Here is a 26631-nt window from a genome sequence, read left to right on the forward strand (position 1 = left end):
CCTTTCAGGCATAAGTTAGGCTTTTTGCGGTATGGTGTCGTCGCTAATCGCAGAAGCCAATCCCGCCCCCCTCAGGGCAAACGCATCAAAATAGCACAAACCTCGGAGAGGTCAAATGTTGGTAGAAACGCCCCATTTTCGCGGTGTGTACGACCCCAGCGGGTTCGAATATTGGTGACCTGTTTGCTGCGATAGACATTTGACCTCTCCGAGGTCGTGATAATTATCACAAAAACACAACATTTCTACCAACATTTGACCTCTCCGAGGCCGGTTGTATTTTGATGCGTTTGCCCTGCCCGTCCCCCCTCCCATCACCCCATTTTCACCACCTGCGTGGGCGCGAGCATTTCGTTGCGCACGGCCACTTGACGCAGGGTGTTTTTAGCCACGGTGAGGAAGGCCTCTGCCACCGCGCTGTCGTTTTGCAGCACGGCGGGTGTGCCGATGTCGCCGCCCTCCCGAATGCTTTGCACCAGTGGAATCTGTCCCAGCAGCACCGACTGGCTCTCTTTTGCCAGTTTTTTGCCGCCGCCCTGACCAAAGATAAAGTACTTGTTGTCGGGCAATTCGGCGGGGGTGAACCAAGCCATGTTTTCCACCACGCCGAGGATAGGCACGTTGATTTGCGGCAGCAGGAACATATTCATCGCTTTGAGGGCATCCGCCAGCGCCACTTCTTGGGGGGTCGTCACCAGCACCACACCCGTGACGGGCACGGTCTGCACAAGGGTGAGCTGCACGTCGCCGGTGCCGGGCGGCAAATCCACGACGAGGAAGTCGAGTTCGTCCCAGAGGACATCGTTGAAAAATTGCTTGATGATGGCCGCCAGTCGGGGGCCGCGCAACACCACCGCTTGGTCGGGTTCTATGATGTTGCCGATGCTGATGACGGGCATGCCGTAGGCATCGAGCGGGAGCATTTTCATCGCGCCGGTCACTTCGCGCACCTTTGGGCGCAGATGGGTGAGCGCGAGCATGGTCGGGACGCTGGGGCCGTACACGTCGGCATCCATGAGGCCGACGCGGGCGCCGAGTTTGTGGAGGCCGAGGGCGAGGTTGACGGCGACGGTGCTCTTGCCTACGCCGCCTTTGCCGGAGGCCACGGCGATGATGTTTTTGATGTGGGGCACGATGCTGGTGCTTTCCTGACTGCCGGGGGTGCGGGCCACAAAATGCACGTTGACGTTGGCTTGTGGGTATGTGGCTGTGATGGCACCCATGCAGGCAAAGTTCAACTCCGCTTTGCCCTGCATTTGCAGTGAGGGTACGACGAGTTTAAAATTGATGTTGTGCCCCTCTGTTTCGAGGTCTTGCACCATGCCGGCCGTTACGATGTCGCGGCCCGTCTGGGGGTCGCGCACTTGGCGGAGGGCGGCGAGGATGTTGTCTTTTTCCATGTTTGAAAATTGCGCTCACCCATGTATGGAGGTGAATGAATCGTTTTTTTCCCAAAAACGTGCTGGCACCAGTCAAGTCTTACGCTAGCTGGGGCGATGAGACACTATTGGGGTGTATTTGTTCACCGATGTAACTCAAACGCGATGGTTTTCACGCGCTTCGTGGCTATTCCTTCTTTTGTTTTTTCTTCCAAAATCATCGCCTGTGCTTCCGGCATTTCAAATACTGATTTCATGTCGCGGATGCGGGCGGCTGGCACGCCGTTGGTTTTGAAAAGGAGCATTACTTCGTTCAAGGTTGTTTTTTCAAAAGTTTTTCTCAGTATGTCGTTTAGCCGCTCGCGGTTTTGCACACGGGCGGCATTTGTTTGAAAGTCGGGATTTTCCAATAGTTTTTCCAAACCCAGCACGGCGCAAAGTTGGCGAAACTGTCGCTCCGTGCCAACTGCCAGCAAAATCGGCTGCCCATCGGCGCAGGTGAAAACGTCGCCATAGGGCGCGATGTTGGGGTGTTGGGTGCCCATGCGCTGTGGGATGTGGCTGGTCATCAGGTAATTGCTGGCCTGATTGGCGAGCGAGGCGAGGGCGGATTCGAGTAGCGAGGTGCTGACGGTGCTGCCTTCGCCGGTGCGCTCGCGGTGGAGCAAGGCCACCAAGATGGCCTCTTTGAGCTGGTGCGCGGCCAAGATGTCAATGAGCGCGACGGGCATTTTCACTGGCGGGCGCTGCGGCTCTCCATTCATGTGGAGAAACCCGGCTTCGGCTTGCAACACCACGTCGAAGGCAGGGCTTTCGTCCTCTGGGTCGGCAAAGGCGTTGATTTGGGCGTAGATGAGGCGTGGGTTTTGGCGGCGAAGGCTCTCGGCATCCACGCCCAGCCGACGCGCGGAGGAGGGCTTGAAATTGGAGATGACCACATCGGCTTGCGCGGCGTGTTGGAGGGCGATGGAAAGGTCGGCGCGAACGTTGAGGTCGAGCAAATGGTGTTTTTTGCCCCAATTGACGCTGGCGAAATAGGCTGAGATTGGTGATGAGGGTGGTTCTGTGGGTAGTTTCCAGCCTCGCGTCACGTCGCCGTTGGTGGTTCGGTTCTCGATTTTGATGACCTCGGCGCCAAGCTCGGCGAAGAACATCCCGACTGCGGGGCCTGCCAACACGCTGGCGAACTCCACCACTTTGAGGCTGGCAAAGAAAGCGTGGAGCGAGTCAGTTGGGGTTGCTGTTCCAGGGTTCTTCATACATTTCTTGTTCGTCGTTCAGTTCGGTGAGTGGAAGTGCCGACACCCGCGAGCAATGTTCCACCTTGTTGGTTTGGAGGTTGGCGATGCTGAACACGCCCTTGTGGATGTTCATCAGATAGACAAAGGTGATGAGTCGCTCCTCGATGATGCAGGTGCCGTGTATCATGTTGAATTCTTTTGCCTTGAACATCATGGGGTTCACCAGCGCCACGGCTTCTTTTTGAAACAGCTGCTTGCCTATTTCGCCCATCATGGTGAGAATGATGGGCAGCCGTGTTTTTTTGCTGAGTTCGAGAAATGCCGGCTCGGTGCCGAAGTGGTCGAAGAAGTAGTTGATGGCTTGGTCCCAATCATCGGGATGCAGGAGTTTTTCTTCCAATGTCGCTAACTTTGCTTGTGTCATGGTGCTTACTTTGGAGGGTGAAAAGAGGCACTTCACTTTGTCGAGTTTTCAGCATGGTTGAAAATTCAATCCATTCAAAATCAAGAGTGTCAATCCTAGCCAAGAAATCTTGGCGAGTCATGGTAGAAAAAAACTGCGAGGTTGTTGCACCACATAATTCCTGCACGGCATGAAAATCTTCAACACAGCACAAATCCGGGCTTGGGATGCTTTCACCATTGAGCACGAACCCATCGCCTCGCTCGAACTGATGAACCGCGCCGCCAAAGCGTTTGCCGACTGGCTGATAGGGGAGTATCCCGATACACAACGCCCCATTGTCGTATTGGCGGGGACTGGCAACAATGGCGGCGACGGGGTGGCAGTGGCGAGGCTGCTGCACTGGCTCATGCGCGATGTAAAGGTATTTGTTTGTGACTTCAACGGGAAACCTTCCGACGACTTTCGGGCGCAATTAAAACTCATTCCAAAGGATATCGAGATTGTGTTTGTCAAGGCACCTGAACAGCTCCATCTCCTCGTTTTTCCCGAAAACGCGCTTTGGGTTGATGCGCTTTTTGGCTCTGGGCTTACTCGTCCTCTGGCGGGTGCGTGGGCGCAAGTGGTTGATTTCGTGAATGAGCTGCCTGTCGAGGTGGTTTCGATTGATGTGCCAAGCGGTTTGTTTGCCGACCGACACACGGAGGCGGGGGCTGTGGTGCGTGCCACGCGCACTTTTTCTTTTGAAACACCCAAACTCGCATTTTTTTTTCCCGAAAATGCCGAATACGTGGGCGAGTGGTCGTTTGGCGGCATTGGCCTTCATCCGACCTTCTGCTCCGACACAAAAACCCCCTTTCATTATCTGACGAAAAAGGACGCTGCCGTGCTGCTGCGGTCGCGTGCGAAATTCTCCCACAAAGGCACCTACGGCCACGCGCTGCTCGTGGCGGGGAGTTATGGCAAAATGGGGGCTGCTGTGTTGGCTGCCCGCGCTTGTCTGAGGGCTGGGGTAGGCTTGTTGAGCGTACACGCGCCGCGTTGTGGTTTTTTGGCTTTGCAGACCGCCGTGCCGGAAGCGATGTATAGCGCCGACGAGCGAGCGCGGGTTTGGACGACGGTGCCCGATTTGCGGCCCTACTCGGCGGTGTGTGTGGGCTGCGGCATCGGTCAGGCGGCCGAGACGGCTGCCGCGCTGGAACAGTTGCTCAAAAAATCTTCCACCATGCAAGGTGGGGTAGGAGGGGGCTTGGTGCTTGATGCGGACGCGCTCAACCTGTTGGCGCAGCATCCTGATTGGTGGCGTCTTGTGCCGCGCAACGCCATCCTCACGCCACATCCAAAGGAGTTTGAAAGGCTTTTTGGAAAAACCAAGCACGATTTCGAGCGCAATGCCTTGCAACGCCAAAAGGCTGAAGAGCATGGTGTGTTTATCGTGCTGAAAGGGGCGCATACGGCCATAGCGTGTCCTGATGGCGCTTGTTGGTTCAACTCGACGGGCAACCCGGGCATGGCCACCGGGGGGGTAGGCGATGTGCTCGCGGGTATGCTGACGGGTTTGTTGGCGCAAGGATATTCGCCCCGCGATGCTGCGCTGCTGGGGGTTTGCTTGCATGGGCTGGCGGGTGATTGGGCCTCGAAGTCGCTGGGGCAAGAAGCCCTCATCGCGGGTGATTTGACGGACTATCTGGGCAGGGCATGGATTGATATGCGCGATGAATTTGCGATGGTATCGCAAAGAGGGACTAAATTTGCCTAAAATTCAAATTCACATGAACGACAATTTGGTAATCGTGGGGGTCAACGCGCCAAGAGTCCATCAAGCAATTATCACAAAGTTGATTTACGGCCTAACAAGTCTATTGAAATCACACACACGCAAGGGGCGAAAAAAGGAGAGTGTTCAGAAAAGTGTGTCAAACCATACCGGGTGTTTTCTTTTTACGCAATACACGCCGCGCTTAAAGGAATGTAAATTATTGAAAACCAAAACTCTGTGCCCTTCGTGCCTCTGTGTTTTCTTATCGTCTCCATTGGGATGACACAGTTTTCTGAACACTCTCGAAAAAAGATACCGAAAAATTATTGAGTCTCATGCGTGATTGTGATGTTCGGGAAGGCTTCATTTACGATTACAAACTGGGGAATGTGGCATGAATTCGATTTGGAAAAAGGAGCAATCACCGACAATCCCTCTTGGTGCGATGCCGTGGGCGCAGACCTGCAATCTTTTTTTTTCGTAAAAACTTAGCGCGTCACGGTACGCGACGGCTCACCTCCCGCCTGCTGGCGGGGCGGGCCAGCGGCCATGTTTTTTACCTTCTTTTCTGAAAATACGCGCGTTTGGAGTTGAAACTACTGAAAATCAAACCCGAACGCTCCCCAAAAACTTGCTGAAGTTCGTGGCATCCATGCCGAGATAACTTGCCAGATACTTGTGCGGAACCAATTGAAGGATGTGTGGGCTGCGTTTCAGGAGTGCGCGGAACCGCTGCTCGGCGCTAAAGGACTGCAACTCGATTTGCCGTGTCAACACCCCTGCCAAAGTGTGGCTGATGGCCAAGCGCAACATCCGCTCGACGGTGTGGTGTTTCAGCATCACTTCATCCAGTTGCCGAAAAGTGGCGCGCAAGAACACGCTTGGTGTCAGGGTTTCAAAAAAATAGCGCGACGGCTGCTGCAACAAAAACGAATCCGCCACGCCTGAAAACGAGTAGGGGTAAGTGAACACGAGCGTCGCCTCGCGCCCGTCGTCGCCCACCGAATATGCGCGTTGCACGCCTTCCAGCACAAAATAGACGTATTTCTCCGTGTCGCCTTCAGCAGTCAGGATGCTCTTGCGCTTGGCCTCGAACGGCGACCATATCGCGGCGAAATCGTCCCAAGCCTCGCCTTCGAGCGGAAGGATTTGTCGGACGGTGGTTTGGAGGTGGGAGAGGGCAGGGTGGAGCATCACTACGCAAATTTCTTTTCAACACCTAATTCAAGACCTTCAAGCGCGGCAGTTTTCAAGATGCCGGGTTCTTCTTGGTAGGCAGTCAGCTTGTATCGCTGTCCCGCCAATCCGTACACTACCACCACCGATTTGCGAGAGATGCGCTGAGGGTCGAAAGGAGGAGATTGTTTTTGCCCGAGCTCGCCATTTACGAGTTCGTACCGGTGGTGGGTATCGTTGTCGTCGAATTCCATCTCCGGAAACTTCAGGCAGGTCAATTTTTGCTGCAAAACTTCCATGCGTGGTCGAATTTTGATGCAAGTTACGCGGTTATGAGATTTTTCCCCAAGCCTTTGTTGCCGCGTCCGGGAGACCGACGCGCGTTTGTTGGCAAAATGGCTGAATCAAAATTTGAGCGGTGTTCACTGAGCGACCTTTTCTACCTTCGCCCCGTCATGAGCATGAAGATGTTTTTCACGCTGCTCCGCAAGGAAGTGCTGCTCGAGTTCCGCCAGCGATACGCCATCAGTGGCATTGTGTTGTATGTGTTCAGCATGGTGTTCGTGGTCTATATCGCCAGCGTCAAGGTGCAGCCGCCGGTGTGGAATGTGTTGTTCTGGCTCATCGTGCTTTTTGCGAGCATCAATGCGGTGGTGAAAAGTTTTGTGCAGGAGAGTGGGGCGCGGCAGTTGTACTACTATCAACTTGCCGACCCGTCCATGCTCTTGCTGGCGAAGATTGTTTACAATACGCTGCTTTTGCTGGTGCTGAGCGGTTTGGCATTCGGAGTGTACAGCGTCGTGGCGGGCAATCCGGTGAAAGATGCGGGTCTTTTTGCTTTGGTGTTGCTGTTGGGAGGCTTGGGTTTTTCCATCGCGTTCACCTTTATCGCCAGCATCGCGGCGAAGGCGAACAACGCGGCCACGCTCATGGCGATTTTGAGTTTCCCGGTCATCCTGCCCATTTTGCTCACGCTGATTCGGCTTTCCCAAATTGCCCTTCGCGTTATTCAGGACACTTCATATCAACGAGACATCATCAATCTTTTAGCGATTGATGCTATTTTGGTGACGCTCACTTTTGTGCTGTTCCCGTTCATCTGGCGTGATTGACTGCTGTGGCAATCCCGATGTTTCGGGACGGGTTGTGCTAAGTTGATGGTGAGAAGTCATCTTTTATTGAGCCAAATTCATTTTGCCGATGTCCTTAAATACATCAAAAATCGCATGGTGGAAAATTGCCTCCGTCGCCCTTGTCATCTACTCCATCGTGGCCGGTATGCTCGTGCCGCTCAAGCCCGGCATCACTTACGTCAGCCCCGAAACGGCCCAAACAGGCCAGACGCTGACGCTCCAAATGCACGGCTACAACTCTTTTTATACCCGTAGCGATGTGTCCGACATTCGGGTGTGGCTGCAATACGACTCGCTCCACGCGCTGCGGGGACAAAGCTTGCGCGTGTTGAGCGACACGGTGCTGGCCGCTACTTTTGTTTTCCCCAACGATTTGCCGCGCCCCTCGCCCTCTGTGATGCTCAATGCCATCATTGACCACCCGGCGGACGGTGTTTCGCTCCTGCCCGATGCTGTCGAACTTTCACGCGACACCACGGCAGTCGCCGTCACCGCTGCTGACTGGCGCCAGCATCCCGTCGGTCAACTCAACATCAAAAAGGATTTCTCTTTTCCCTATCGCAATGTGATTTACGAAAGCATCCGCAACACTTACTTCCATGTGCCGATGTGGTTTGCGCTGATGTTCTTGTTTGTCGCTTCCGTCGTGTATAGTGTTCGTTTTTTGCTCAATCCGCTTCCTCACTTCGACCGCAAGGCTGCCGCCTATGCCGAAACGGGCTTGCTTTTTGGCTTCATGGGGCTGGCAACCGGTATGCTGTGGGCGCACTACGCTTGGGGAGCAGCTTGGAGCAACGACATCAAACAATTGATGACGGCGGTCGCCTTGCTGATTTACATGGCCTATTTCATCCTGCGCAGCTCGTTCGACGAGCCTGAAAAAGGCGCCCGTCTGGCGGCGGTGTACAACATTTTCGCGTTTGCCTCGCTCATCCCCTTGCTCTATGTGGTGCCGCGAATGTTTGCCAGCCTCCACCCCGGCGCGACGGGCAACCCAGCCTTCGGCAGTCAGGACCTGGACAACACGATGCGCATGGTGTTCTATCCAGCCATTCTGGGATTTACGGGGCTGGGCTTCTGGATGGCCGAGTTGAGGGCGAGATATCAACGAGTGGCGGACAAGGCGTTGGGGTTGGACTGAGCAGGAGGTATGTGGAATGCCCCCAGATTGAAGAGGATTTGAGCCTGCCCTTTGGCAAGGCGGAATGCCTTCGATTTTCAAGGAATCGCAAGCATTGTTCGTTCAAAGCCGTCTTGTGTTGAACATATCCATGATTTTACCGGCGATTCTCGCTTTGTCGGGTTCTGAGGTGTCATCCCGTAAGGATGGAGGGGTGACACCTCAAAAACTGGTCGAGAGGTCACCTTTTTTGTTCCTCAAAAGATGACACCTCTTGCAAACCGAGAATATCTGTGATTTTACTGAAAATGCTCCGACTTCTCCGCTACTACGCTCCGTACAAAAAACACCTCGTCCTTGCTGTCGTGTGCAACCTGTTGATGTCCTTTTTCATGGTCGTCAGCATACCCGTGTTGCAGCCGTTTTTGCAAATTTTGTTCAATCCAAAAGAACTCAGCGAGCGAGCAGAAACAAGTCAGCCGCTGGCCGAGGTGACTGGCGTTCAATATATCGAACAGCATATCAACCATTTCTTTTCCAACCTCATTCAGGAACACGGACAGGAGCGGGCGCTGCTCATCGTGTGTGCGTTCTTGGTGTTCACCTTTTTCGGCAAAAACCTGTTTCGCTACCTCTCGCTCTATTTTTTGGCACCCGTGCGCAACGGCATCGTGCGCGATTTGCGGCAAAAATTGGTGGGCAAAATACTCGACCTGCCGCTCTCCTATTTTTCGGAAGAGCGAAAAGGCGACCTGATGAGCCGCATTTCGGCAGATGTGCAAGAGGTGGAATGGAGCATCGTCGGGGTGGTGGAGTCAATAGCACGCGAACCGCTCGTGATACTCGGCAGCTTGGTCTTCATGATTTATGTGTCGCCGGAGCTGTTGGTCTTCGTCTTTGGCCTCATGTTGTTTTCGGGCATCATCATTGGCGGGGTGGGTCGTTCGTTGCGCAAACAATCGGGACAGGCGCAAGGCATCTTGGGCTTGGTAGGCTCGCTGGTGGAGGAGACCTTGGGCGGGCTGCGCATCATCAAAGGCTTCAACGCGGAGCGGTGGCAATCCGAGCGTTTTGGCAGGGAAAATACCCGTTACGCCCGCACCCTTACCCGCCTCTATCGCCGCAAGGACTTGGCGGCCCCACTTTCCGAATTCTTGGGCATAGCGGCAGTATCGGTACTGCTGTGGTTCGGCGCGAAACAGGTGTTTGCGGGGGAAATCACCGCCGCCACGTTCATCACTTTCCTCTACGCATTTTACAACATCATCGAGCCTGCCAAACAGCTCAGCAGCGCCTCTTACAGCATTCGCAAAGGCATGGGCGCCCTGGAGCGCGTGGAGGCAGTGCTGAACGCACCCGTGAGCATCCGCGACGAGGGGCAGGCATTGGAGGTGGCTGACTTTAAGGATAAAATCGAGTTTCGGAACGTCTCTTTTCACTACAAAAACGCTGACCGCCCAGCACTTGAGCACATCAACCTCGTCATCCCGAAAGGTAAAATGGTGGCGCTCGTGGGCGCTTCGGGTGCCGGAAAAAGCACCATCGCAGACTTACTGCCCCGATTCTACGACGTGACGGAAGGGCAAATCCTGCTGGATGGCCACGACATTCGGCAGGTGCGCCTGCGCGATTTGCGCGGCCTCATGGGCATCGTGAGCCAAGAGGCCATTTTGTTCAACGATAGCGTTTGGAACAATATCGTGTTTTCGACCGATTTGCCCGAAGCAAGCGCCGCCGAGGCGGTCGAGGCCGCTGCCAAAGCAGCCAACGCACACGAATTTATCGAAAAACTGCCAGAAACATATCACACCAACATCGGCGACCGCGGCAACAAATTGAGCGGCGGGCAGCGCCAGCGACTCACCATCGCGCGGGCATTGCTCAAAAACCCGCCTATTTTAATTCTGGACGAGGCAACGTCGGCCCTCGATTCGGAGTCTGAGAAACTGGTGCAAGCCGCGCTCGACACTTTGTTGCAAAATCGCACCTCGCTCGTCATCGCGCACCGATTGAGTACCGTGCAACATGCCGACGAAATCATCGTGCTCGACCAAGGCCGCATCGTGGAGCGCGGCACACACGAGGGATTGATGAAAGAAGGAAAATACTATCGAAAATTAGTGGAATTGCAGGCGCTTTGAGCGAGTGCCGCCGTGCCTACTTTCACTTTTGCAATTATTATGACGTTTCGTTAAAAAATTAAAATCAACACAACAGGACGCTTAGCGGTTTCCACGAAAACCTGCGTACCTTTGATGCAGCCTTGCAAGCCATCAACAATGTACCACGAGCAAACTGTATTCATGCATAATCACCTCCTTCTTTTCAGTTTTCATACAAATCCGATGAGACGAATGTTACTGGCAGTTTTTTCCGCTTTGTGCTTCGGCGCCACCGCCCAGATTACCGTCACCTCCGCCACATTCCCAGCAGCTGGCGACACCCTTAGAATCGCGTTCGACACCACGCCCACCATCAACCCCGCCACCCCTCCCGGTGGCAACCAATTGTGGGACTTTTCCAACTTGAAGTTTGCGCTGACCGATGAGGTCGTTTACAGGCCAGCCAACGCTGGCATGGACTACCTCAAGTTTCCCGGTGCCGACCTGGTCGTCATCAATCAAGGAGGCGAGACCTACTTCAACCTCACGAACAACGTGACGGAAATACTCGGCTACGCAGGCAACGACCCCGCAGGCTTCAACCTCGACGTGGTGGCTAAATTCAGCCCTCCCCTCATCGAGCGACGCTCGCCCATGAATTTTTTCGACATCAACACCGCCGAGGCCAATCTCAACCTGACCTTCTCCACAAAGGAGCCGCCGCTGGACAGCATTTTTTCCAACATCCCGCTCAACATTGATTCGCTTCGAGTGCGCATCACGACCAACCGGCTGGACTTGGTGGACGGCTGGGGCAATTGCATCATACCAGGCGGACAGTACCCCGTGCTGCGCCAAAAACGCACCGACTACGTTACCACCGGGTTGGATGTGTTTATCCGCATCACCCCGACTTTTGGCCAATGGGTTGACCTCTCCACGCTCACAGGCGGTGGCGGTGGATTGGGCAATTTTATCGGCACCGACACCACCATCACCTATCGCTTTTACAGCGGCACGGAAAAAGAAGAAATCGCGGTAGCCACCATGAGCAACGACCTGACCACAGTGGAATCCGTTCGATTCAAAAATCAGGGCTTCACCAGTACGCCCGATTTGGAATCGCCCAGCACTGCCAACATTCAAGCCCAACCCAACCCGGCGGTGGAATTCGTCAATTTCAATTGTACCAACCTTCCCCGCGACATCTACACGCTCAAGATTTACAACTATGTGGGCAACGTGGTGTGGAAAAACGAGTATGCGCTCAGCGGAAACAGAGCCATACACCTCGAACTGGAAGATTTCAAAAAAGGCACCTACCTCTACAGCCTTTCAGATAGCAAGGGCAACATCATCAGCACCAAACGCTTGGTCATCCTGAAGCCTTGATTTTGTTCTGCCACCATGTTTTTGGAAACGACAAGGGGCATCGCCGAGAAATTGGGGTGCCCCTTGTCGTTTCCAAATCATGCGCGAATCAACGGGCGATTTTTATTGCTTTTTGAAAAAAAACGCACGCTATTCAGGCGGTGATTTCAAATCACCGCCTGAAGAAGGACATGAATATCGGATGCGCAAAAGCTTCAACTCCCGATAGGCACCAATCGTGGATTTTCGCTTCTCAGCCTTTGCGACCAAAAGGCAGACGATACGGCAAATGTTTTCAAGGAGACATTTGCGAATAGTCGAGCCAACGCGCCGTCAACTTTTTCGCCAGATTTTGTTTTTTGTAAATCTTCTGAACACGCATTTCGAATCAGAACATTTATCATGCACAACAACACTCAAAACTGGAACACCCTCACCCCCGAAGAGGAACACGTCATTGCCCGAAAAGGCACTGAACGCGCCTTTACGGGAGAATACTGGAATCACAAAGCGACGGGAACCTATATCTGTCGGCGTTGCAACGCGCCCCTTTATCGTTCTTCCGACAAGTTTGACAGCGGATGCGGATGGCCCTCCTTCGACGACGAATTGCCGGGCGCGGTCGAGCGCCATGCGGACTATTCTTTTGGCATGAAAAGGGTTGAAATCGTGTGTGCCAACTGCAAAGGCCACCTTGGCCACGTCTTCGAGGGCGAGCGGTTCACGCAAAAAAACACTCGGCACTGTGTCAACTCGCTTTCCATTCGGTTTGTGCCGAGCCAAGCGCAGTGAAGTGGTAAGGGTAGGGGAACAGCCCGTTGCCCCGCGAGGCCTTCCACGTTTTCACGAGACGAGGCTGTTTCACAAATATCACCGGTGAGACGGCCTCGTCTGGACGCAAATCACTTCCGTAGCGAGTTGATCCAAATCGCTATTTTTTCAATGTCCTTTTTCGGGACGTGCGCCATGGGCGCCATGGGCGTATAGCTCGGCCAGTTCTGCGGCTCAGGGTTGTGCACCAATTGCACGATGCGGGCGGTCGAGTATTTGCGCTTGGCAATATCGGTGAAGGATGGCCCCACAGCGCGTTCGTCTTTTTTGTGGCAAGCGATGCAAGTGTGTTTGGTGAGGAGGGCCATGGCATCTTTTTCGGTCACGACGGGCGCGGCGGGCTTGGGCGCGGCGGCGGCAGGCGTGGTGGCGGCGGCGGTTTCTTTGTTGCCAGCTGTTTTTGCTTTTTCTCCTTCGGTCGTCGGGCGTGCCTCTTTCATTTGTTGGTCGGGCGTGTTCACCGCGGCCCCCGCGTCCACGAACTCCGTCTCTTTGCGCTTGGGCTTCGCGGTCACCAGCGGGAAATCGGCCTTGGCTCCTGCGGGGATGTTGTTCAGTGTGTAATAGGCGGCTGGATGCAACAGCGGCAAGCTATCGCGTGCCGACAACACGCCCAGCGGCTGAATGTCGTGGACGTGGCCTTCGCGCAGGCTGTCCACCACGATACGCACCCGCATCCCATCGGCAGAAGCCCTTGCGCCGCGCACGGCGTTTTCCTTGTAGTCAATCAGCGGGCTGCCATACACGGGGTGGTATTTGTAATTGTATGACGCGACCGAGTAATTGTCAACGTCCTCTGCCGTCGCTTTCAAAACAGGTTGGGTAAACTCGATTTCAAACCCATCGGGCATGGCTCGCACGGCTTTCATCTCGAAAGGCACTTTACCTGTCCACACGAGGCGCTCCAGACCGAACGGCTCCTTGCCGGTGCTGCTCCAGCCGCGATTGGTGCCACCGACGTACATCGTGTGGTCGCTTCCCCAGCACATCCGCAGCACACCGGAGCGGAAACCATTGCGGAAATCAAAAGCCGCTCCTTGATAAGCCCCGTTCACTTTTTCGAGAAAAACACGGGCGATTTTCGACATCCCTTGGTCGCCCACCAACACCTGCCCAGCAAAAGGGCCAAACGCGCCTTGTGTGTCGTCGGTAATGATTTCAGAGGTGGATACCCCCAAAATACCGTGCGGCAACCACACTGCGGGCGCTTTGATTTTTTTGTCGGGATAAATTTTTCGGCTCATCTCGTAGATGGTGGTGTACGGCTCGTCGCGGATGTATTCGGGCTTGATGCGCGAGTCGCCGCGCGGCTCCACTTTCTGATAGACAAGTTCCTTGCGCATTTTCACGGGCGATTCGGGGCGGTCCGCCCAGTCAAGCGAGGCCGGGTGGCCAGCGAAATCGCCTTTCTCGATGTGCATCACGAAGCCCGAACCCATCCAGTCCCCCTGGTTGTCGCCGTAAAAGAAAGCGCCGTCCACCGTGCCGATGCCACAGGGCGAGCGCATTCCGGCAGCAAAAGGCTCCATCAGGCCATCCTCGCTGATTTTCATGGTCCAGCCGCGCCACGGCACGATGGATTTGCCCGACCACCAGTCGGATGAGCCGAAGCTGACATTGCCCGTGACGAGGAAAGAGCCGTCCGGCGCAAGTTTTGGCCCAAAACTGTATTCGTGGTAATGTCCCGAAATCGGCCACGCATAGACGGTCTCGTAGCGGTCGGCCTTGCCGTCGCCGTTGCGGTCCACGAGTTTCGTCAACTCGCCCCGCTGAGCGCAGTAGAGTGCCCCGTCCTTGTAGAGCAGGCCGAGAATCTCGTGCAGGCCTGAGGCAAACTTGCGATAATGAGGTCGTTCGGCAGTCGGGTTTTCCACTATCCACACCTCGCCCCGACGAGTGCTGACCGCGATGTTGCCATCAGGCAGGGCGCAAACTCCGCCTGCTTCCAACACGATGCCCTCCGGGATGGGGATTTTGATGATTTTGTAATAGTCGTCCTCCGTCGGAAGGGGGCGAGCGGGAAGGTCGTCCTGAGCGGAGAGGAAAAGGGTGTGTGTGGCAAACAACGCAAATGCGAGAAGGGTGTGGGCAGAGAATTTCATAAGTACATCGTTAAAAACGCTTTTTGAGTTTGCCGCAAAGGCTCTAAGGCATTGGTCTTGAAAACTTTTTGTCTTTGTGCCTTAGTGGCAAAATAGCATGTCACGGCAGAAAGGGGCAGGTCAAGAACAAGTTACCACAAAATAGCGTACTCCACTTTGCTTTTCAAGGGCACATAGAGCACCGCCAAATCGCCGGAGCGCTCCACGTTCGGTTTTTCGCCCTGTGGCAATCGCACATAGTAGCGCCGGTCGTCCACGAGATAAAGCGAATCGTCCACCTTGGTGATTTCTTTTCCAAGTGCCAGCCGACAAACGTAGGCATCCGTTGTGGAGGGATTGGCAACCGTGAGGGTGCGCGTCAGGTATTTGCCTTCGCTCACTCGGATTTGGTCTTCCACGTCCATGCCAAAACGCTGATAGCGGAAAGTCGGCTGGTCGTTGGCATCAAGGTCGTAGCCTTTTGGGCGAAAATCCGGCACAGGCTCGGTTTTCGAGGAAGTCGTGTCGAAAAGGGCGCTTCGCGGCACCACAGCGGAAATGTCGTGAAGCGTCAGCAGCGCCCCCATTGGGCGCGAGGAGCCGTCGCCGCGGTCGTCCCACATGGGCGAAGCATAGAGAAACTCGCCTTTCCATATTTGCGCCAACGCTCCATTGTCGAGGTCGTAAGTGTAGTGCAATTGTGCTGGGCTACCCACATGCACCGCATGTACGATGCGCTTTTTGAACTGCCCATCGGGGTAAAAATCCATAAATGAGCGGAACACTGTGTTTTTGGGTGCCTCCAGATAAATCGGGTCGCTTGGCTCCAAGGCCAACGTGGAGCTCAGCGAATGAAAAGCCACCTTGGGCGAGCCGGGGGCTTCCACCCAAAACGCGAGCATGGGTGGCATCCAATCGTCGGTTTTGTAGCAGACCCATTCGAGCGGGACATTGCCGGCAGCCAATTCGATGCTGGCTTGGCGCTTGTCGCCGGCCCAAGTCCAAGCATCGTCGAGTATTTCGCGGCCATTGACCTTGAGAATGGAGCGGCCACTCGTTTGGGTGGTGAAATGATACAGGCCTGCTCGCGGCGCTTTCATGTTGGCGCTGAACACGAGGGCGTAGCCATCCTTGTCACCAGCCAGCTCCCATGTCAAATATTCCGAAACGCCCTCTGCGTCGGGTTTTTTGCTCAAAAAATCTTCGGTGGCGCGGAAATCCCCCTGCCATGCCTTGTAAGCGATTTTGCCCAAAACGGGCGGCTCGCCCCGGCGGTCGTTCACCACAAAGTTGCGAAACGCCACTGGGCCATGGTCGCCCTGAATCATGAAAGGCCCCGTGGCTGCTTCCTGCTCGGAGATGGGGCCGCCCGTTGGGCCAGTCAGCTCGACGTTATCGTGAATCAAAACGCCATTCAGCACTACTTTCAACACGCGGGCATTGGCGATTTTTTTCCCGGCGGCATCGAATCGCGGTGCCTGAAACGAAATCTCCATTCGTTGCCAAAGACCGGGTGCAAGACAGGCGTTTTGGCGGGGCGGCGTGCCCTCAAACATCTGCTCCTGCGGCACGAACCGACGCCGGGCGTAAATGCCCCCGCAGTCGCCATATCGCGGATTTTTCACCCCCCAACTGTCGAGCAGCTGCACCTCGTAGCGGCCTTGCAGGTAAAAGCCGGAATTGGAACGCGCCGCCATCATAAAGTCGAACGACACGTCCACATCGCCGTATTCGTTGGCGGAGAGTAGGTTAGCGCGATTTTTGGCATCGGGCAGGTTGACCAGCACGCCCGTGCCTTTGCTAGCGGTCATGGCTTCAGGTTTGCTCAGGTCTGCGCTCACGCTGCCCGCGATTTGCCAGTTGCGCTGTGCATCGGCTTTCCAGAAAGAGAGGTCGGCGAGCGGAACGTTTGTCTGCGCGACGGGAAAAAACGGCGAGCAGAAAAGGCTGACGAGCAGCCCGGCTGCGGAGGGTATTTTTTTACACATTCGGTGTGAACTGTTTTTAGTCAAGGCCGCAAATGTTGAAAATTTCTTTCAACGCAGTCTTGAATTTTGAAGGCGCAAAGTAGAAAATCTTGGTTTTTACCAACAACTACCCCGACGAGAGGCCGGACTTTTGTGCCAACAAAAACAAAACTCGGCACATGGAACCCAATTGGCTCAACCGCGACCTATACCCGTTCGCTTCTCGCTTTGTCGAAATTGACGGCTATCGAATCCACTACATTGACGAAGGCGAGGGAACGCCCATCCTTTTTTCGCACGGCACCCCAGAATGGTCGTTCGGCTGGCGCGACTTGGTGCGAGGGCTGCGCGGCCAGTATCGCTGCATCGCGCTCGACCACCTCGGCTTTGGTCTTTCCGACAAGCCTGCCGATGCCGACTACTCGGTGCGGGCACACGCGGCGCGTTTAGAGAAATTTATCGAAAAACTCCAACTGCCTGACTTTCACATTGTCGCCAACGACTTTGGCCTCTCCATCTCGCTTGCCTACGCCGTCAACCACCCCGAACGAGCGCAAAGAATCAGCATCTTCAACGGCTGGATGTGGCCGCTTGGCAGCGACTCACACTACGCCAAGCCCGCGAAAATAATGCGCGGCTGGCTGGGAAGGATTTTATACAAATACTTCAATTTCCCGGTCAACATCGTCATGCCCGCCGCTTTTGGCAACAAGCGAAATTTGACCAAAGAAGTCCATCGTCACTATAAAATGGCTTTGCCAAACGCGGCCTCACGCACGGCAGCCTATGCCTTTGCGCACGAACTGCTTGATGCCGCACCTTTTTGGGCCGACCTCTGGCAACGCCGCGAACGCATTTCCGGCAAACCTTTTCTCGTGTTTTGGGGCATGAAAGACACCTTCGTGCCAACTTATGAGTTGGAAAAATGGGAAAAAGCCCTGACGAACGCCCGCATCGTTCGGCTCAAAAATGCCGGACATTTTGCCCAAGAGGAAGAACCAGAACAGATGCTCACCGAACTCAAACTATTTTTCAAATAAAAAATACGCTATGCAAACCACTCGCTTGCTCGAAAACCTGCACCAACAAACCGAACAATTTCTCCAAAAAGCCATCGGCGAATGGCAGATGCTGACCCCAGAAGTGTTGGCCGCCAAGCCTGCCCCCGAACAGTGGAGCGCCGCCCAATGCCTCGAACACCTGAACATCTACGGGCGCTACTACCTGCCCGCCATCGAAAAAGCCATTCAGGAGGCCGGGCGGAAAGGCATCGGCTCGGCGCAGCAGTTCAGCCCCGGCTGGCTCGGCGACTATTTTGCCCAACTCATGCGCCCCAAACCCGACGGGCATTTGAAATCAAAAATGAAATCGCCGAAAAACGCCGTGCCGTCCGCCTCGCCCGACCCTCGCGCCATGCTGGCAGAATTTATTGACCAGTTGGAAACCCTGCAGCGACTGCTCACGCTTGCCGCCGACACAAACCTCAATCGGGTGCGCATCCCCATTTCCATCGCCCCGTGGCTGCGCCTCAAACTTGGCGACACGTTTCTCTTTTTCACGGCGCACATCGAACGGCACCTGCTGCAAGCGGAGCGGGCGATGCAGCCGTCGCGGCAGGTGGCTTCGGGCGCGCTTTCCTTGTCTTGATAGGCAGGTGCTAGTGCTTCTGCTCATTCTTGTTTTTCCGTCATTCTTCCCATGAATTTCGGCAATCGTCCACGCTTTTTTTCAAAGCCGCGGAGAGGGGGGGCACATTTGTCCCAACACAAAAACAAAATCACATTTTTTCACCAAAAACAAACGCTTAAGCTATGAAATTGAGCATTTTGAAATCCAGCCTTCTCCTGTTGGCCATCTTTGCCACGGCCATCTTCACCTCTTGCGAAAAAGACGAGGACGACCGAACCGCGGAAGATTTGAAAAAAGAAATCGCGGGTGTTTGGGATGTCACCTCCTTCAAAGTCGGCGGCTCCGAGTACATCAACACCGTTGTGGAAGCGGCTTCCATCGAGTACAAAACGTTCACCGGCACACAAGGCGACTTCATCCAGACGATTAAGTATTTCGACGAAGACACGACCGAAACCAATAGGGGTAAATATGCGGTGCTCGACGGCAGTTCCGTAAAAATGACTGACGATGGCGAATCGTACACTCTGAAAGTCACTCTCAATGGCGACAATCTCCAACTCGAAGGCCAACAAGACGGCAAGCCTCTGGAGATAAAAGCCAAACGCCGCGACCCGAACGGCGCCGGCGCCGTGAAGACGAAGCTCGTCGGCATCTGGGATTTTTCATCCCTCAAAATCGGCGGTCAGGAGCACATTAACACGTCAGTCGAGAAGGGTTCGCTCCGCTTCGACGCTTACACCGGCGCGGAAGGCAATTTCCAGCAAAAACTGAAATTCAAAGACGAGACGTTGGAAGAAGTCACCGAAGGCAAGTATAAAGTGCTTGACAACAACCGCGTGGAAATGACTGCCAAGGGCGAAACGCACATTTTCCGGGTCGCTTTCAACGGCAACAACGTACAACTTGAAGGCGCGCAAGATGGCCTTTCTCTCGTGATAAAAGCCGGGAAACGCAATTGAGACACGCAGTTTTTATCTCCCCTCATTGCAAACGGAGAGGTGACATCAGAGCAGATGTCACCTCATTTTTATTTTTCTGAACCCTCTCCCCGGCGTTTTGTTTTTCTCGCCAAATGAAACAAACACTGCTCCCGCCCGATGTCGCCGCTCGCATCGTCCAAATGGCCTGGGAAGACCGCACGCCGTTTGAAGCGATTGAATATCAGTTTGGTCTGGCCGAAAAAGATGTCATCCAACTCATGCGCCGCGAACTCAAACGCAGCAGTTTCGAGCGCTGGCGCAAGCGCGTGCACGGTCGCGCCACCAAACACCTCGCCCTGCGCGATGCCTCCGTCTCGCGTTTCAAATGCAGCCGGCAGCGGCACATTTCCGCCAACAAAATTTCAAAACGATAAATGCAAAAAAACTACCTCCTCGCAGGCGCGTCGAGTGCCGTCGCACAAACCTTGCTGCACCTCCTGCAAGCCGACGGCCATCGTGTCGTCGGATTGAGCACCAAAGATTTGTCCGGTGCGGGATACGACGAGCACCATCAGGTGTCGGACTACGACAAAGGCAGCTTGCCCACCCTGTCGCAGCCGCTCGACGGCCTCGTTTATTTTCCCGGCACCATCAACCTCAAACCCGTGAGCCGCCTCAGCGAGGAAGAGTTTTTGCGGGATTTTAAAATCAATGCGCTTGGAGCCGTCGCCGTTGTGCAGCAGTATTTGCAAAATCTGAAAAACGCCGCCGCGCCGAGTTCGGTCGTGTTCATCAGCACCGTCGCCGTGTCGCAGGGCATGAATTTTCACAGCTCCGTCAGCATGGCCAAAGGCGCAGTCGAAGGTCTCACGCGCTCGTTGGCCGCCGAACTCGCGCCCTCCATCCGGGTGAACGCTGTCGCACCCTCGCTCACCGCCTCGCCGTTGGCCGAAAGACTCATCAACTCGCCCGAAAAACTGGACGCCAGCAACAAGCGCCACCCGCTTCGGCGCATCGGCCAACCCGACGATGTAGCCCAAGCGATTTACTTTTTGCTTGGCGAACAATCGGGCTGGATGACCGGGGCAATTTTGCCGGTTGACGGCGGCATGGCTTCGGTGCGGATGCTTTGATTTATGATGAATCAGGTCGCTACGCTCGTTTTTCCGCATCAACTTTTTGAGCAACATCCCGCCGTCGAACGGGGCAGACCCGTCGTGCTTGTCGAGGAATTTCTTTTTTTCAAACAATACCGTTTTCACAAACAAAAATTGGTGCTGCATCGGGCTACCATGCAGTTTTATCGGGATTTTTTGGAAGCAAAAGGGCTTGAGGTCGAATATGTCGAAGCCAACGCGCCCGCTGCCGACGTGCGGGCTTGTGTGAAAAACCTGGCCGAGCGAGGGGTCTCGGAAATTCATTTCGCAGATGTGGCCGACAACTGGCTGGAACGCCGCCTCTTGGCGTGTTGCGAGCGCCACGGGATAAAAACACAGCGACACGATTCGCCGAATTTCATCAACACTTTGCCAGAAATCGAACGCTATTACGAAGGCAAAAAGCGGTATTTTCAAACCGATTTTTACGTCCATCAGCGTAAAACACGCAGCATCCTGCTCGAAAAAAACGGCAAGCCGCTTGGCGGCAAATGGACGTTCGACACGGAGAACCGCGACAAATATCCCAAGGGCAAACAACCGCCTCCGCTGCATTTTCCCCATCCCAATCAATATGTCGCGGAGGCTTTCGAGTACGTCGAGCGACATTTTCCCGACAACTACGGCACGCCGTCGAAGGCGTTTTCGTATCCGGTTACTTTCGCTGACAGCGTTCGCTGGCTCGACGATTTTCTGGAATATCGGCTCGCCAGATTTGGCCCTTACGAGGACGCGATGGTGTCGCGCGAGCATTTTTTGCATCACAGCGTACTTACCCCCATGCTCAATGTCGGTTTGCTCCAACCCGATTTTATTTTGCAAAAAGCCATCGAATATGCAACGAAAAACGACATTCCGCTCAACTCACTCGAAGGTTTTGTGCGGCAGGTGCTGGGCTGGCGCGAGTTTGTTCGCGCCGTATATGTGCGCGAGGGCAGCCGCCAACGCACGACCAACTACTGGCGTTTCGGCCGGAGCATCCCGCCCTCGTTCTGGAATGGCACCACAGGCATCGAACCTGTGGATGCCGTGATTCGCAAGGTGTTGCGCACGGGCTATTGCCACCACATCGAGCGGCTGATGGTGCTGGGCAACTTCATGCTGCTTTGCGAGTTCGCTCCCGACGAGGTGTATCGCTGGTTCATGGAAATGTTCGTGGATGCCTACGACTGGGTGATGGTACCGAACGTGTATGGCATGACACAGTTTGCCGACGGCGGCCTGATGACCACCAAACCCTATATCAGCGGAAGCAATTATTTGCTAAAAATGGGCGACTTCGGCAAAGGCAACTGGCAAACGGCGTGGGACGGGCTGTTCTGGCGCTTCATGCACGTGCACCGCGATTTTTTCCAGCAAAACCCGCGCCTCGGGATGTTGGTCAAAGCCTTCGACAACATGGACGCGGCCAAACGGCAAGCGCATCTCGACGCGGCAGAAAGTTTTTTGCGGCGAATGGCATGAGCAGCTCGCGCACTCGCTCATCGGCCGTTTCAGGCATTCATCCGGCGACATTCGACATTGGTAAAGATAAAATGTGCGGCAAGCCCAACGCGGAAACACCTTTGCGCCAAAAGATAACTATTCAAAATGGCCTTCCGCTTCTCCATATGGGACAAACCGCTGCCAACTCTCGGCATGACATCCCGCTTGTTTCCGATGGTGTGCCTGCTGCTGCTGCTGTTTGTCGTTGGGTTGCCCAACAGGTCTTTGGCACAATCCAAAACGGATAGCCTGTGGGCAATATGGAGCGATGCGGGCCAACTCGACACCGTCCGGCTCAAGGCCATTCAGGAGCTGGCTTGGAGCATGATGTACAGCCATCCCGACTCCACCGAACTGTTGGCAAGGATGGAGCTGGAGTATGCGTGGAAAATCAACAGCAAAAAATGGCAAGGCAAAGCCCTGAACGTGCTCGGAGGCACCTACCATGTGCGTGGCGACTATCTGTCGGCACTCGGCGAATACAAAAAAGCCCTGAATGCGCTCATGGAAGCGGGCGAGCAGAGAAGCGTGGCAGCCATGTTCAACAACATCGGGCTGATATACCGCGAGCGTGGACACAACCGCATCGCTCTTGACCACTATGAAAAATACCTCCGCATCGGGGAATCATTGCGGGACAATGACATACTCGCGTCGGGATACAACAATCTCGGCACCATTTACAGCGACCAAGGCGATTTCAAAAAGGCATTGGAGTATTACGAACAAGCCCTCCAGTTGGCCCAGCAAATGGACGACAAAACAGGCGTGGCCATCGCCTACAACAACATCGGTTCCGTCCATGTGAAGCAGGAAAACTTTGCCAAGGCCCTCGAATGTTATCACGCCAGCCTCCGGCTTCGAGAGCAAATAGACGATGTGCGCGGCATTGGCTTGGTGCATCACAATATCGGCCTCATCCATAAAGACCAAAAGGACTACGCACAAGCCCATGAGCATTTCCAAATGGCGCTGCGGATTCAGGAAAAATTGGGCGACAAACCGGGGCTTGCCAATTTGTATTATGGCATAGGCACTTCTCTTATCGGGCAGAAATCGCACGCAAAAGCCATCGAGTGGTGTGCCAAAGGGCTGGCCGTGAGCGAACAAATCGGAGCCCTGCGCCATGCCCGAAACACCTGCAACTGTCTCTATGAAGCGCACAAAGCATTAGGACAAACAGAAAAAGCCCTGCGGTGGCACGAGCGATATGTGTCGTACAACGACAGCCTCCAACAAGAAGAAACCAGCAAGCGGCTGGAGCAAATGGAGTTTGCCAAACAAATTTTGGCCGACAGCCTCGGGCAAGAAGAAGAAAAACTGAAGATGGAAATCGCCTACCGGGGCGAGGTGCGCAAGCGAGACAAAATCACCAATATGCTGCTTGTGGGTGGGGCAATAGTGTTGGCCTTGGCGATTGGATTTTGGAGCCGGATGCTCTATTTCCGACGGTACTCGCAGATGTTTCAGCACAAAGCCGAAAACCTCGAAAAGCAACATCTGCTCAACGAAATCGCCCTGCTCAAGACCCAAGTGAATCCACATTTCCTGTTCAACAGCCTGAGCATACTTTCGTCGCTCGTGAAAAAAGACCCGGAGCTTTCTGAACAGTTCATTGACCAATTGGCACGCTCATACCGCTACATTCTGGAGCAAAAAGAGCAATCTTTGGTCAATTTGAGAACCGAGCTCGAATTCATCAAATCTTACGCTTTTTTGCTCAAAATTCGCTTCGAGAATAAGTTTAACCTCAAATTCATCCTCTCGGACGAAGTATTGGACAAACACAAAATCGCCCCCATGACGCTCCAGCTCCTCATCGAAAATGCCGTGAAACACAACCGGATGTCGCTCAAAGAACCACTCGTGGTGGAAGTGGCCTTTGATGAAAGCGGTCAAACCCTCTTGGTCAAAAACCGCCTGCAACCGCGCACCACGCCGGCCAGCTCCACAGGCGTGGGGCTCCAGAACATCGCCTACCGCTACGCGCTGCTCACCGACCGCCTCGTTTGGGCGGGCGAGCGGGAAGACGAGTTTGTGGTGAAAGTCCCATTGCTTCAATAGGTCTATAAGGCTTGACATAGACCTTGCTAAACAAGTTGACTATGCACAAAAACATCCTATCTCCCCACCGACGTTTACTAAACTTTCAAAGTTTGGTAAACGCAACGTCGCTCCTTTACCCCCTCCTGCTCGCTACCTCGCTCAGCGCACAGCAATGGCAGCAAGTCGCGGAAATTCCCGCTCTACAAATGACGGCGTTGTTCGCCACAGGCGACACACTTTACGTCGGAGGCCTGAACCGAATTTACCATACCTACGACGGCGGCAACACTTGGGATAGCACAGCCGCAATAAGCCCGACCCTTGATTTTATCTCGGCCATTCGCCCAAGCCAAGCACGCTTGTACGTCGCAACGGAGATTGAAGGCGTTTTCAGCAGCAACAACGGCGGCCAAACTTGGCAAGCCGACAATACTGGCCTTGTCGGATTGGGGGCAAAAAACATCTCGAGCCTCGCCATTCGCGGCGACAGCCTCTACGCAGGCACCTACGGCTCAGGCGTTTTTGTCAAAAAAATCTCCACCAACAGCAATTGGGCCGCCTACAAGGCAGGAATGGCTTGGGGCAATGTGGAAAGCCTTACCAACATTGACGGAAAATTATTCGCCGGGGCAGGTGGCAACGCGACGTTCTTCACCCATACTTATCCCGGCCACACCTGGACGGAAACACCCTTTGCAGCGTTCAACGGCGAGATTAATTCTTTCCTCGGCGTGGCGAAACAAGACGATGTACTCCTAGCCGCCGGAAATTTAGGGCTATACCGAAGCGACGACGACGGCGCGAACTGGACACCCTACAACCCCGGCACGGGTTTTCTGGGGCGAGCCAGTTTTGTTGACGACGGCCAACGTGTCATCGCCCTTTTGGCAAAACCCTCCGGCCTCAGTTTCTTGAAATTTACCGACGACGGAGGGCAGAATTGGCAGAATTTCGAGCCCGCCCCCCCTAACTCCCCAGCCCACAGCATTGCCCTTCTCAATGGCAAACTATACTCCGCCCGCAACAACGGCCTTTGGCGCATCGCCCTGACAACCAATGTGGAAAACCCCATCGGCAAACTTTCCGAACTCGGTCAGAACTTTCCGAACCCATTTTCCGGCAGCACCACGATACCCGTCACGCTGCTCCAACAAACTTGGTTCGAATTATCCATTTTCGTAAAAACTTAGCCAGCCTTAAAAACGATAGTTTTCCTATCAAAAGCGTTTGTCAGGTTCTGGAACACGTTCATTGAATGTTTGCGTAGAGTTGAGGTAAATGATTGTATGCGTGCATAGTGCTGCGCCCCTTTAAAGGTTTGGAAATTGGTGGCGACCTTTTGTTTGGTCTTCAGGCAACGGATGTCGCGCTCGGCTTGGTTGTTGGTGAACGGCACGTTTTGCTCAAAGGCAAAGGCAAGCCACTCGTCCCGGTGCTTGACCAGGCGATTGAGCAGGTTGCGTCCCTTCGAGTTTTTGGGCTTTCCTCTTTTGCCCTGTTTGGGGGGCGGCTCTTCCCTGTCGGCCGATTGGCAGATTTGCTCGAAGTGGTGCCGCCAGGTTTGAGGGTCGGCCACCGACCCGGTGCCCTTTTGGCTGGCTTGGTAGAGTTGCAGGACAAACTGGTGCATTTGGGAGGCCCATTTTGAGCCGTTTTCCGCCAGATTGGTCAGTTCCCGGAGCAGGTGCGCGCCACAGAGGGCGTGCTTGCACTGTTGAAAGTCAAAATAACTGGCCCAGCAGTCGTGCACGGCCCGCTTGGTGAAGTCCTTGAGCAGCGAGGCTTCGGATTCGAGCGCCTCCTTGCCCCGTTTTTTGTGGACGAACAGGTGGGTGAACAGCGCGGTCGAGGCGACGTGGAACCAGTGGAGTTTTTTCTCCACCCGCATGCCCGTTTCATCAAAATGAACCACATCGGAGGCCAAAACCGCCGTTTTGATTTGTTCCTCAATCGGCTCAAGGGCTTGGTACATGCCAGCGTTGGCCGTCAGGGCGGTGCTTTCGTTGAACGAACAGCCCCACAGGTCGCCCATGAGTTGCTCGATTTTCTCCAGCGGCAGTTTGTAGTCGTTGTTCAACAGGACGCTCAGCGCCTTGATCCGGGAACCGTACTGCACAGGCTGGCCTACCTCGGGCGGAAAACAGCCCCAATGCTGCCTGCCACAACAGACCGCCACGCCCAACTGGTGCTCCGTGACCTCCATGCGGGGTGCGGGAATATCGAACACCTGGCGCTTTTGGGCCACTTCAACCACGTCGGCAGTGGAAAAATCCTTCGAACAGCAGGAGCAGGATGTGGCATGGTGCACCACAACGTGGTCCACCGTGTCCACCATCTTGAGCGTCTTGCCTTTGTGGCCCAACTGGCCGCCGCTCTTTTTGGGCGGCTCTTTGGGAAGGCCCGGTTTCTTGGACAAACCATCTGACGACGGCGGCTTGTGACTGTTCTTGCTGTTCATCTTTAGGCGCGAACGCAATTCGGCAACTTCCGCCCGAAGGGCAGCATTCTCGGATTCCAGTGCCTCAACCTTGGCAAGCAAGACCATGACCAAATCCTTCAATACCGATATGTCATTCGATAACTCCATGAACCAGATGTATTCGCTAAAACAATTTTACATTGACTTGGGTTGGATGCCTAAGTTTTTACCCATTTTCAATGCTGCCGGTGCGTACATTCGCACGATTTGGCGTGGCGAAAAACTCGCCGGGGCGCATCAGATTGAAATGGAAGTGGGAGATTTGCCACCGGGCATTTACGTCGCTCGGCTGACGACGAAAACTGGGGTGGCCTCGCGGCTAATGACCGTCGTCAGATAATCGTTCCAA

The 26631-nt window shown here is 54.6% G+C and carries 23 protein-coding genes; 15 read left to right on the top strand and 8 right to left on the bottom strand.

The genetic code is table 11. The features are described 5' to 3' along the window. Positions 1-314 precede the first annotated feature (314 nt). The 3 genes from KIS77_00060 to KIS77_00070 all read right to left on the bottom strand — a co-directional run bounded on the left by KIS77_00060 (position 315) and on the right by KIS77_00070 (position 3044). Positions 315-1400 carry an Mrp/NBP35 family ATP-binding protein gene (locus KIS77_00060; protein ID MCW5920711.1) on the bottom strand — a complete coding sequence of 362 codons (1086 nt, stop codon included), beginning with the start codon at positions 1398-1400 and terminating at the stop codon, positions 315-317. Positions 1401-1522: 122 nt separating this feature from the next. Then, positions 1523-2638: a CoA transferase gene (locus tag KIS77_00065; GenBank protein MCW5920712.1), complete on the bottom strand. Its 1116-nt coding sequence runs from the start codon at positions 2636-2638 to the stop codon at positions 1523-1525. Further along, on the bottom strand, positions 2607-3044 hold the full coding sequence (locus tag KIS77_00070) for a hypothetical protein (protein MCW5920713.1): 438 nt from the start codon (positions 3042-3044) through the stop codon (positions 2607-2609). Before KIS77_00070 ends, KIS77_00065 begins: the two co-directional genes overlap by 32 nt. A 169-nt stretch (positions 3045-3213) precedes the next feature. On the opposite strand from KIS77_00070, the gene KIS77_00075 reads away from it, so the two are divergent. After that, entirely contained in the window at positions 3214-4782 is a 1569-nt protein-coding gene (locus KIS77_00075; protein ID MCW5920714.1) for an NAD(P)H-hydrate dehydratase, read from the top strand. A 606-nt stretch (positions 4783-5388) separates the two neighbouring features. Here KIS77_00075 and KIS77_00080 read toward each other — a convergent pair. Next, positions 5389-5976 carry a Crp/Fnr family transcriptional regulator gene (locus KIS77_00080; GenBank protein MCW5920715.1) on the bottom strand — a complete coding sequence of 196 codons (588 nt, stop codon included), beginning with the start codon at positions 5974-5976 and terminating at the stop codon, positions 5389-5391. Positions 5977-5978: 2 nt separating this feature from the next. After that, positions 5979-6257, bottom strand: a complete 279-nt coding sequence (locus KIS77_00085) for a hypothetical protein (GenBank protein ID MCW5920716.1) — start codon at positions 6255-6257, stop codon at positions 5979-5981. Between the two features lie 156 nt (positions 6258-6413). On the opposite strand from KIS77_00085, the gene KIS77_00090 reads away from it, so the two are divergent. The 5 genes from KIS77_00090 (at position 6414) to KIS77_00110 (ending at position 12476) form a co-directional block, all read left to right on the top strand. After that, complete coding sequence (locus tag KIS77_00090; GenBank protein MCW5920717.1) at positions 6414-7070, top strand: heme exporter protein CcmB; 657 nt, start codon at positions 6414-6416, stop codon at positions 7068-7070. 88 nt (positions 7071-7158) lie between these two features. Next, positions 7159-8232, top strand: coding sequence for a cytochrome c biogenesis protein CcsA (gene ccsA, locus KIS77_00095; GenBank protein ID MCW5920718.1), 1074 nt, complete (start codon positions 7159-7161; stop codon positions 8230-8232). A gap of 287 nt (positions 8233-8519) precedes the next feature. Further along, complete coding sequence (locus tag KIS77_00100; protein ID MCW5920719.1) at positions 8520-10352, top strand: ATP-binding cassette domain-containing protein; 1833 nt, start codon at positions 8520-8522, stop codon at positions 10350-10352. 213 nt (positions 10353-10565) lie between these two features. Further along, a complete protein-coding gene (locus tag KIS77_00105) occupies positions 10566-11705 on the top strand; it encodes a T9SS type A sorting domain-containing protein (GenBank protein MCW5920720.1) in 1140 nt (379 codons plus the stop codon). A 381-nt stretch (positions 11706-12086) separates the two neighbouring features. Next, complete coding sequence (locus tag KIS77_00110; GenBank protein ID MCW5920721.1) at positions 12087-12476, top strand: methionine-R-sulfoxide reductase; 390 nt, start codon at positions 12087-12089, stop codon at positions 12474-12476. Positions 12477-12586: 110 nt separating this feature from the next. Here the strand turns inward: KIS77_00110 and KIS77_00115 are convergent, their stop codons facing one another. Continuing rightward, on the bottom strand, positions 12587-14617 hold the full coding sequence (locus KIS77_00115) for a hypothetical protein (GenBank protein MCW5920722.1): 2031 nt from the start codon (positions 14615-14617) through the stop codon (positions 12587-12589). A 131-nt stretch (positions 14618-14748) separates the two neighbouring features. After that, positions 14749-16584, bottom strand: a complete 1836-nt coding sequence (locus KIS77_00120; protein ID MCW5920723.1) for a DUF1080 domain-containing protein — start codon at positions 16582-16584, stop codon at positions 14749-14751. A gap of 158 nt (positions 16585-16742) precedes the next feature. On the opposite strand from KIS77_00120, the gene KIS77_00125 reads away from it, so the two are divergent. From KIS77_00125 to KIS77_00160, 8 genes are all read left to right on the top strand, one after another. Next, positions 16743-17603, top strand: coding sequence for an alpha/beta fold hydrolase (locus KIS77_00125; protein MCW5920724.1), 861 nt, complete (start codon positions 16743-16745; stop codon positions 17601-17603). 10 nt (positions 17604-17613) lie between these two features. Beyond that, positions 17614-18210, top strand: coding sequence for a DinB family protein (locus KIS77_00130; GenBank protein MCW5920725.1), 597 nt, complete (start codon positions 17614-17616; stop codon positions 18208-18210). 164 nt (positions 18211-18374) lie between these two features. Beyond that, entirely contained in the window at positions 18375-19154 is a 780-nt protein-coding gene (locus KIS77_00135; GenBank protein MCW5920726.1) for a hypothetical protein, read from the top strand. Between the two features lie 113 nt (positions 19155-19267). Continuing rightward, on the top strand, positions 19268-19549 hold the full coding sequence (locus KIS77_00140) for a TIGR03643 family protein (GenBank protein MCW5920727.1): 282 nt from the start codon (positions 19268-19270) through the stop codon (positions 19547-19549). Continuing rightward, positions 19550-20248 carry an SDR family oxidoreductase gene (locus tag KIS77_00145; protein MCW5920728.1) on the top strand — a complete coding sequence of 233 codons (699 nt, stop codon included), beginning with the start codon at positions 19550-19552 and terminating at the stop codon, positions 20246-20248. A gap of 3 nt (positions 20249-20251) precedes the next feature. Beyond that, positions 20252-21736 (top strand): cryptochrome/photolyase family protein, encoded by a 1485-nt coding sequence (locus KIS77_00150; protein MCW5920729.1) that lies wholly within the window; start codon positions 20252-20254, stop codon positions 21734-21736. A gap of 174 nt (positions 21737-21910) precedes the next feature. Continuing rightward, the gene (locus KIS77_00155; protein ID MCW5920730.1) at positions 21911-23821 is read left to right on the top strand and encodes a tetratricopeptide repeat protein; all 1911 of its coding nucleotides are present in this window, start codon (positions 21911-21913) and stop codon (positions 23819-23821) included. 92 nt (positions 23822-23913) lie between these two features. Continuing rightward, positions 23914-24993, top strand: coding sequence for a hypothetical protein (locus tag KIS77_00160; GenBank protein MCW5920731.1), 1080 nt, complete (start codon positions 23914-23916; stop codon positions 24991-24993). Here KIS77_00160 and KIS77_00165 read toward each other — a convergent pair. Beyond that, positions 24990-26390 carry an IS66 family transposase gene (locus KIS77_00165; protein ID MCW5920732.1) on the bottom strand — a complete coding sequence of 467 codons (1401 nt, stop codon included), beginning with the start codon at positions 26388-26390 and terminating at the stop codon, positions 24990-24992. The two genes, KIS77_00160 and KIS77_00165, sit on opposite strands and share 4 nt — an antisense overlap. On the opposite strand from KIS77_00165, the gene KIS77_00170 reads away from it, so the two are divergent. Further along, the gene (locus KIS77_00170; protein ID MCW5920733.1) at positions 26371-26622 is read left to right on the top strand and encodes a hypothetical protein; all 252 of its coding nucleotides are present in this window, start codon (positions 26371-26373) and stop codon (positions 26620-26622) included. The two genes, KIS77_00165 and KIS77_00170, sit on opposite strands and share 20 nt — an antisense overlap. Positions 26623-26631: the final 9 nt, after the last annotated feature.

Source organism: Saprospiraceae bacterium, assembly GCA_026129545.1.
Classification (GTDB): Bacteria; Bacteroidota; Bacteroidia; order Chitinophagales; family Saprospiraceae; genus M3007.

Excerpts from the sequence above, each read along its gene's own strand:
- KIS77_00145 (MCW5920728.1), top strand. The coding sequence starts at position 19,550 with ATGCAAAAAAACTACCTCCTCGCAGGCGCGTCGAGTGCCGTCGCACAA.
- KIS77_00090 (MCW5920717.1), top strand. The coding sequence starts at position 6,414 with ATGAGCATGAAGATGTTTTTCACGCTGCTCCGCAAGGAAGTGCTGCTC.
- KIS77_00150 (MCW5920729.1), top strand. The coding sequence starts at position 20,252 with ATGATGAATCAGGTCGCTACGCTCGTTTTTCCGCATCAACTTTTTGAG.
- KIS77_00110 (MCW5920721.1), top strand. The coding sequence starts at position 12,087 with ATGCACAACAACACTCAAAACTGGAACACCCTCACCCCCGAAGAGGAA.
- KIS77_00070 (MCW5920713.1), bottom strand. The coding sequence starts at position 3,044 with ATGACACAAGCAAAGTTAGCGACATTGGAAGAAAAACTCCTGCATCCC.
- KIS77_00065 (MCW5920712.1), bottom strand. The coding sequence starts at position 2,638 with ATGAAGAACCCTGGAACAGCAACCCCAACTGACTCGCTCCACGCTTTC.
- KIS77_00155 (MCW5920730.1), top strand. The coding sequence starts at position 21,911 with ATGACATCCCGCTTGTTTCCGATGGTGTGCCTGCTGCTGCTGCTGTTT.
- ccsA (MCW5920718.1), top strand. The coding sequence starts at position 7,159 with ATGTCCTTAAATACATCAAAAATCGCATGGTGGAAAATTGCCTCCGTC.
- KIS77_00130 (MCW5920725.1), top strand. The coding sequence starts at position 17,614 with ATGCAAACCACTCGCTTGCTCGAAAACCTGCACCAACAAACCGAACAA.
- KIS77_00140 (MCW5920727.1), top strand. The coding sequence starts at position 19,268 with ATGAAACAAACACTGCTCCCGCCCGATGTCGCCGCTCGCATCGTCCAA.
- KIS77_00125 (MCW5920724.1), top strand. The coding sequence starts at position 16,743 with ATGGAACCCAATTGGCTCAACCGCGACCTATACCCGTTCGCTTCTCGC.
- KIS77_00085 (MCW5920716.1), bottom strand. The coding sequence starts at position 6,257 with ATGGAAGTTTTGCAGCAAAAATTGACCTGCCTGAAGTTTCCGGAGATG.
- KIS77_00105 (MCW5920720.1), top strand. The coding sequence starts at position 10,566 with ATGTTACTGGCAGTTTTTTCCGCTTTGTGCTTCGGCGCCACCGCCCAG.
- KIS77_00170 (MCW5920733.1), top strand. The coding sequence starts at position 26,371 with ATGTCATTCGATAACTCCATGAACCAGATGTATTCGCTAAAACAATTT.
- KIS77_00060 (MCW5920711.1), bottom strand. The coding sequence starts at position 1,400 with ATGGAAAAAGACAACATCCTCGCCGCCCTCCGCCAAGTGCGCGACCCC.
- KIS77_00080 (MCW5920715.1), bottom strand. The coding sequence starts at position 5,976 with ATGCTCCACCCTGCCCTCTCCCACCTCCAAACCACCGTCCGACAAATC.
- KIS77_00120 (MCW5920723.1), bottom strand. The coding sequence starts at position 16,584 with ATGTGTAAAAAAATACCCTCCGCAGCCGGGCTGCTCGTCAGCCTTTTC.
- KIS77_00135 (MCW5920726.1), top strand. The coding sequence starts at position 18,375 with ATGAAATTGAGCATTTTGAAATCCAGCCTTCTCCTGTTGGCCATCTTT.
- KIS77_00100 (MCW5920719.1), top strand. The coding sequence starts at position 8,520 with ATGCTCCGACTTCTCCGCTACTACGCTCCGTACAAAAAACACCTCGTC.
- KIS77_00165 (MCW5920732.1), bottom strand. The coding sequence starts at position 26,390 with ATGGAGTTATCGAATGACATATCGGTATTGAAGGATTTGGTCATGGTC.
- KIS77_00075 (MCW5920714.1), top strand. The coding sequence starts at position 3,214 with ATGAAAATCTTCAACACAGCACAAATCCGGGCTTGGGATGCTTTCACC.
- KIS77_00115 (MCW5920722.1), bottom strand. The coding sequence starts at position 14,617 with ATGAAATTCTCTGCCCACACCCTTCTCGCATTTGCGTTGTTTGCCACA.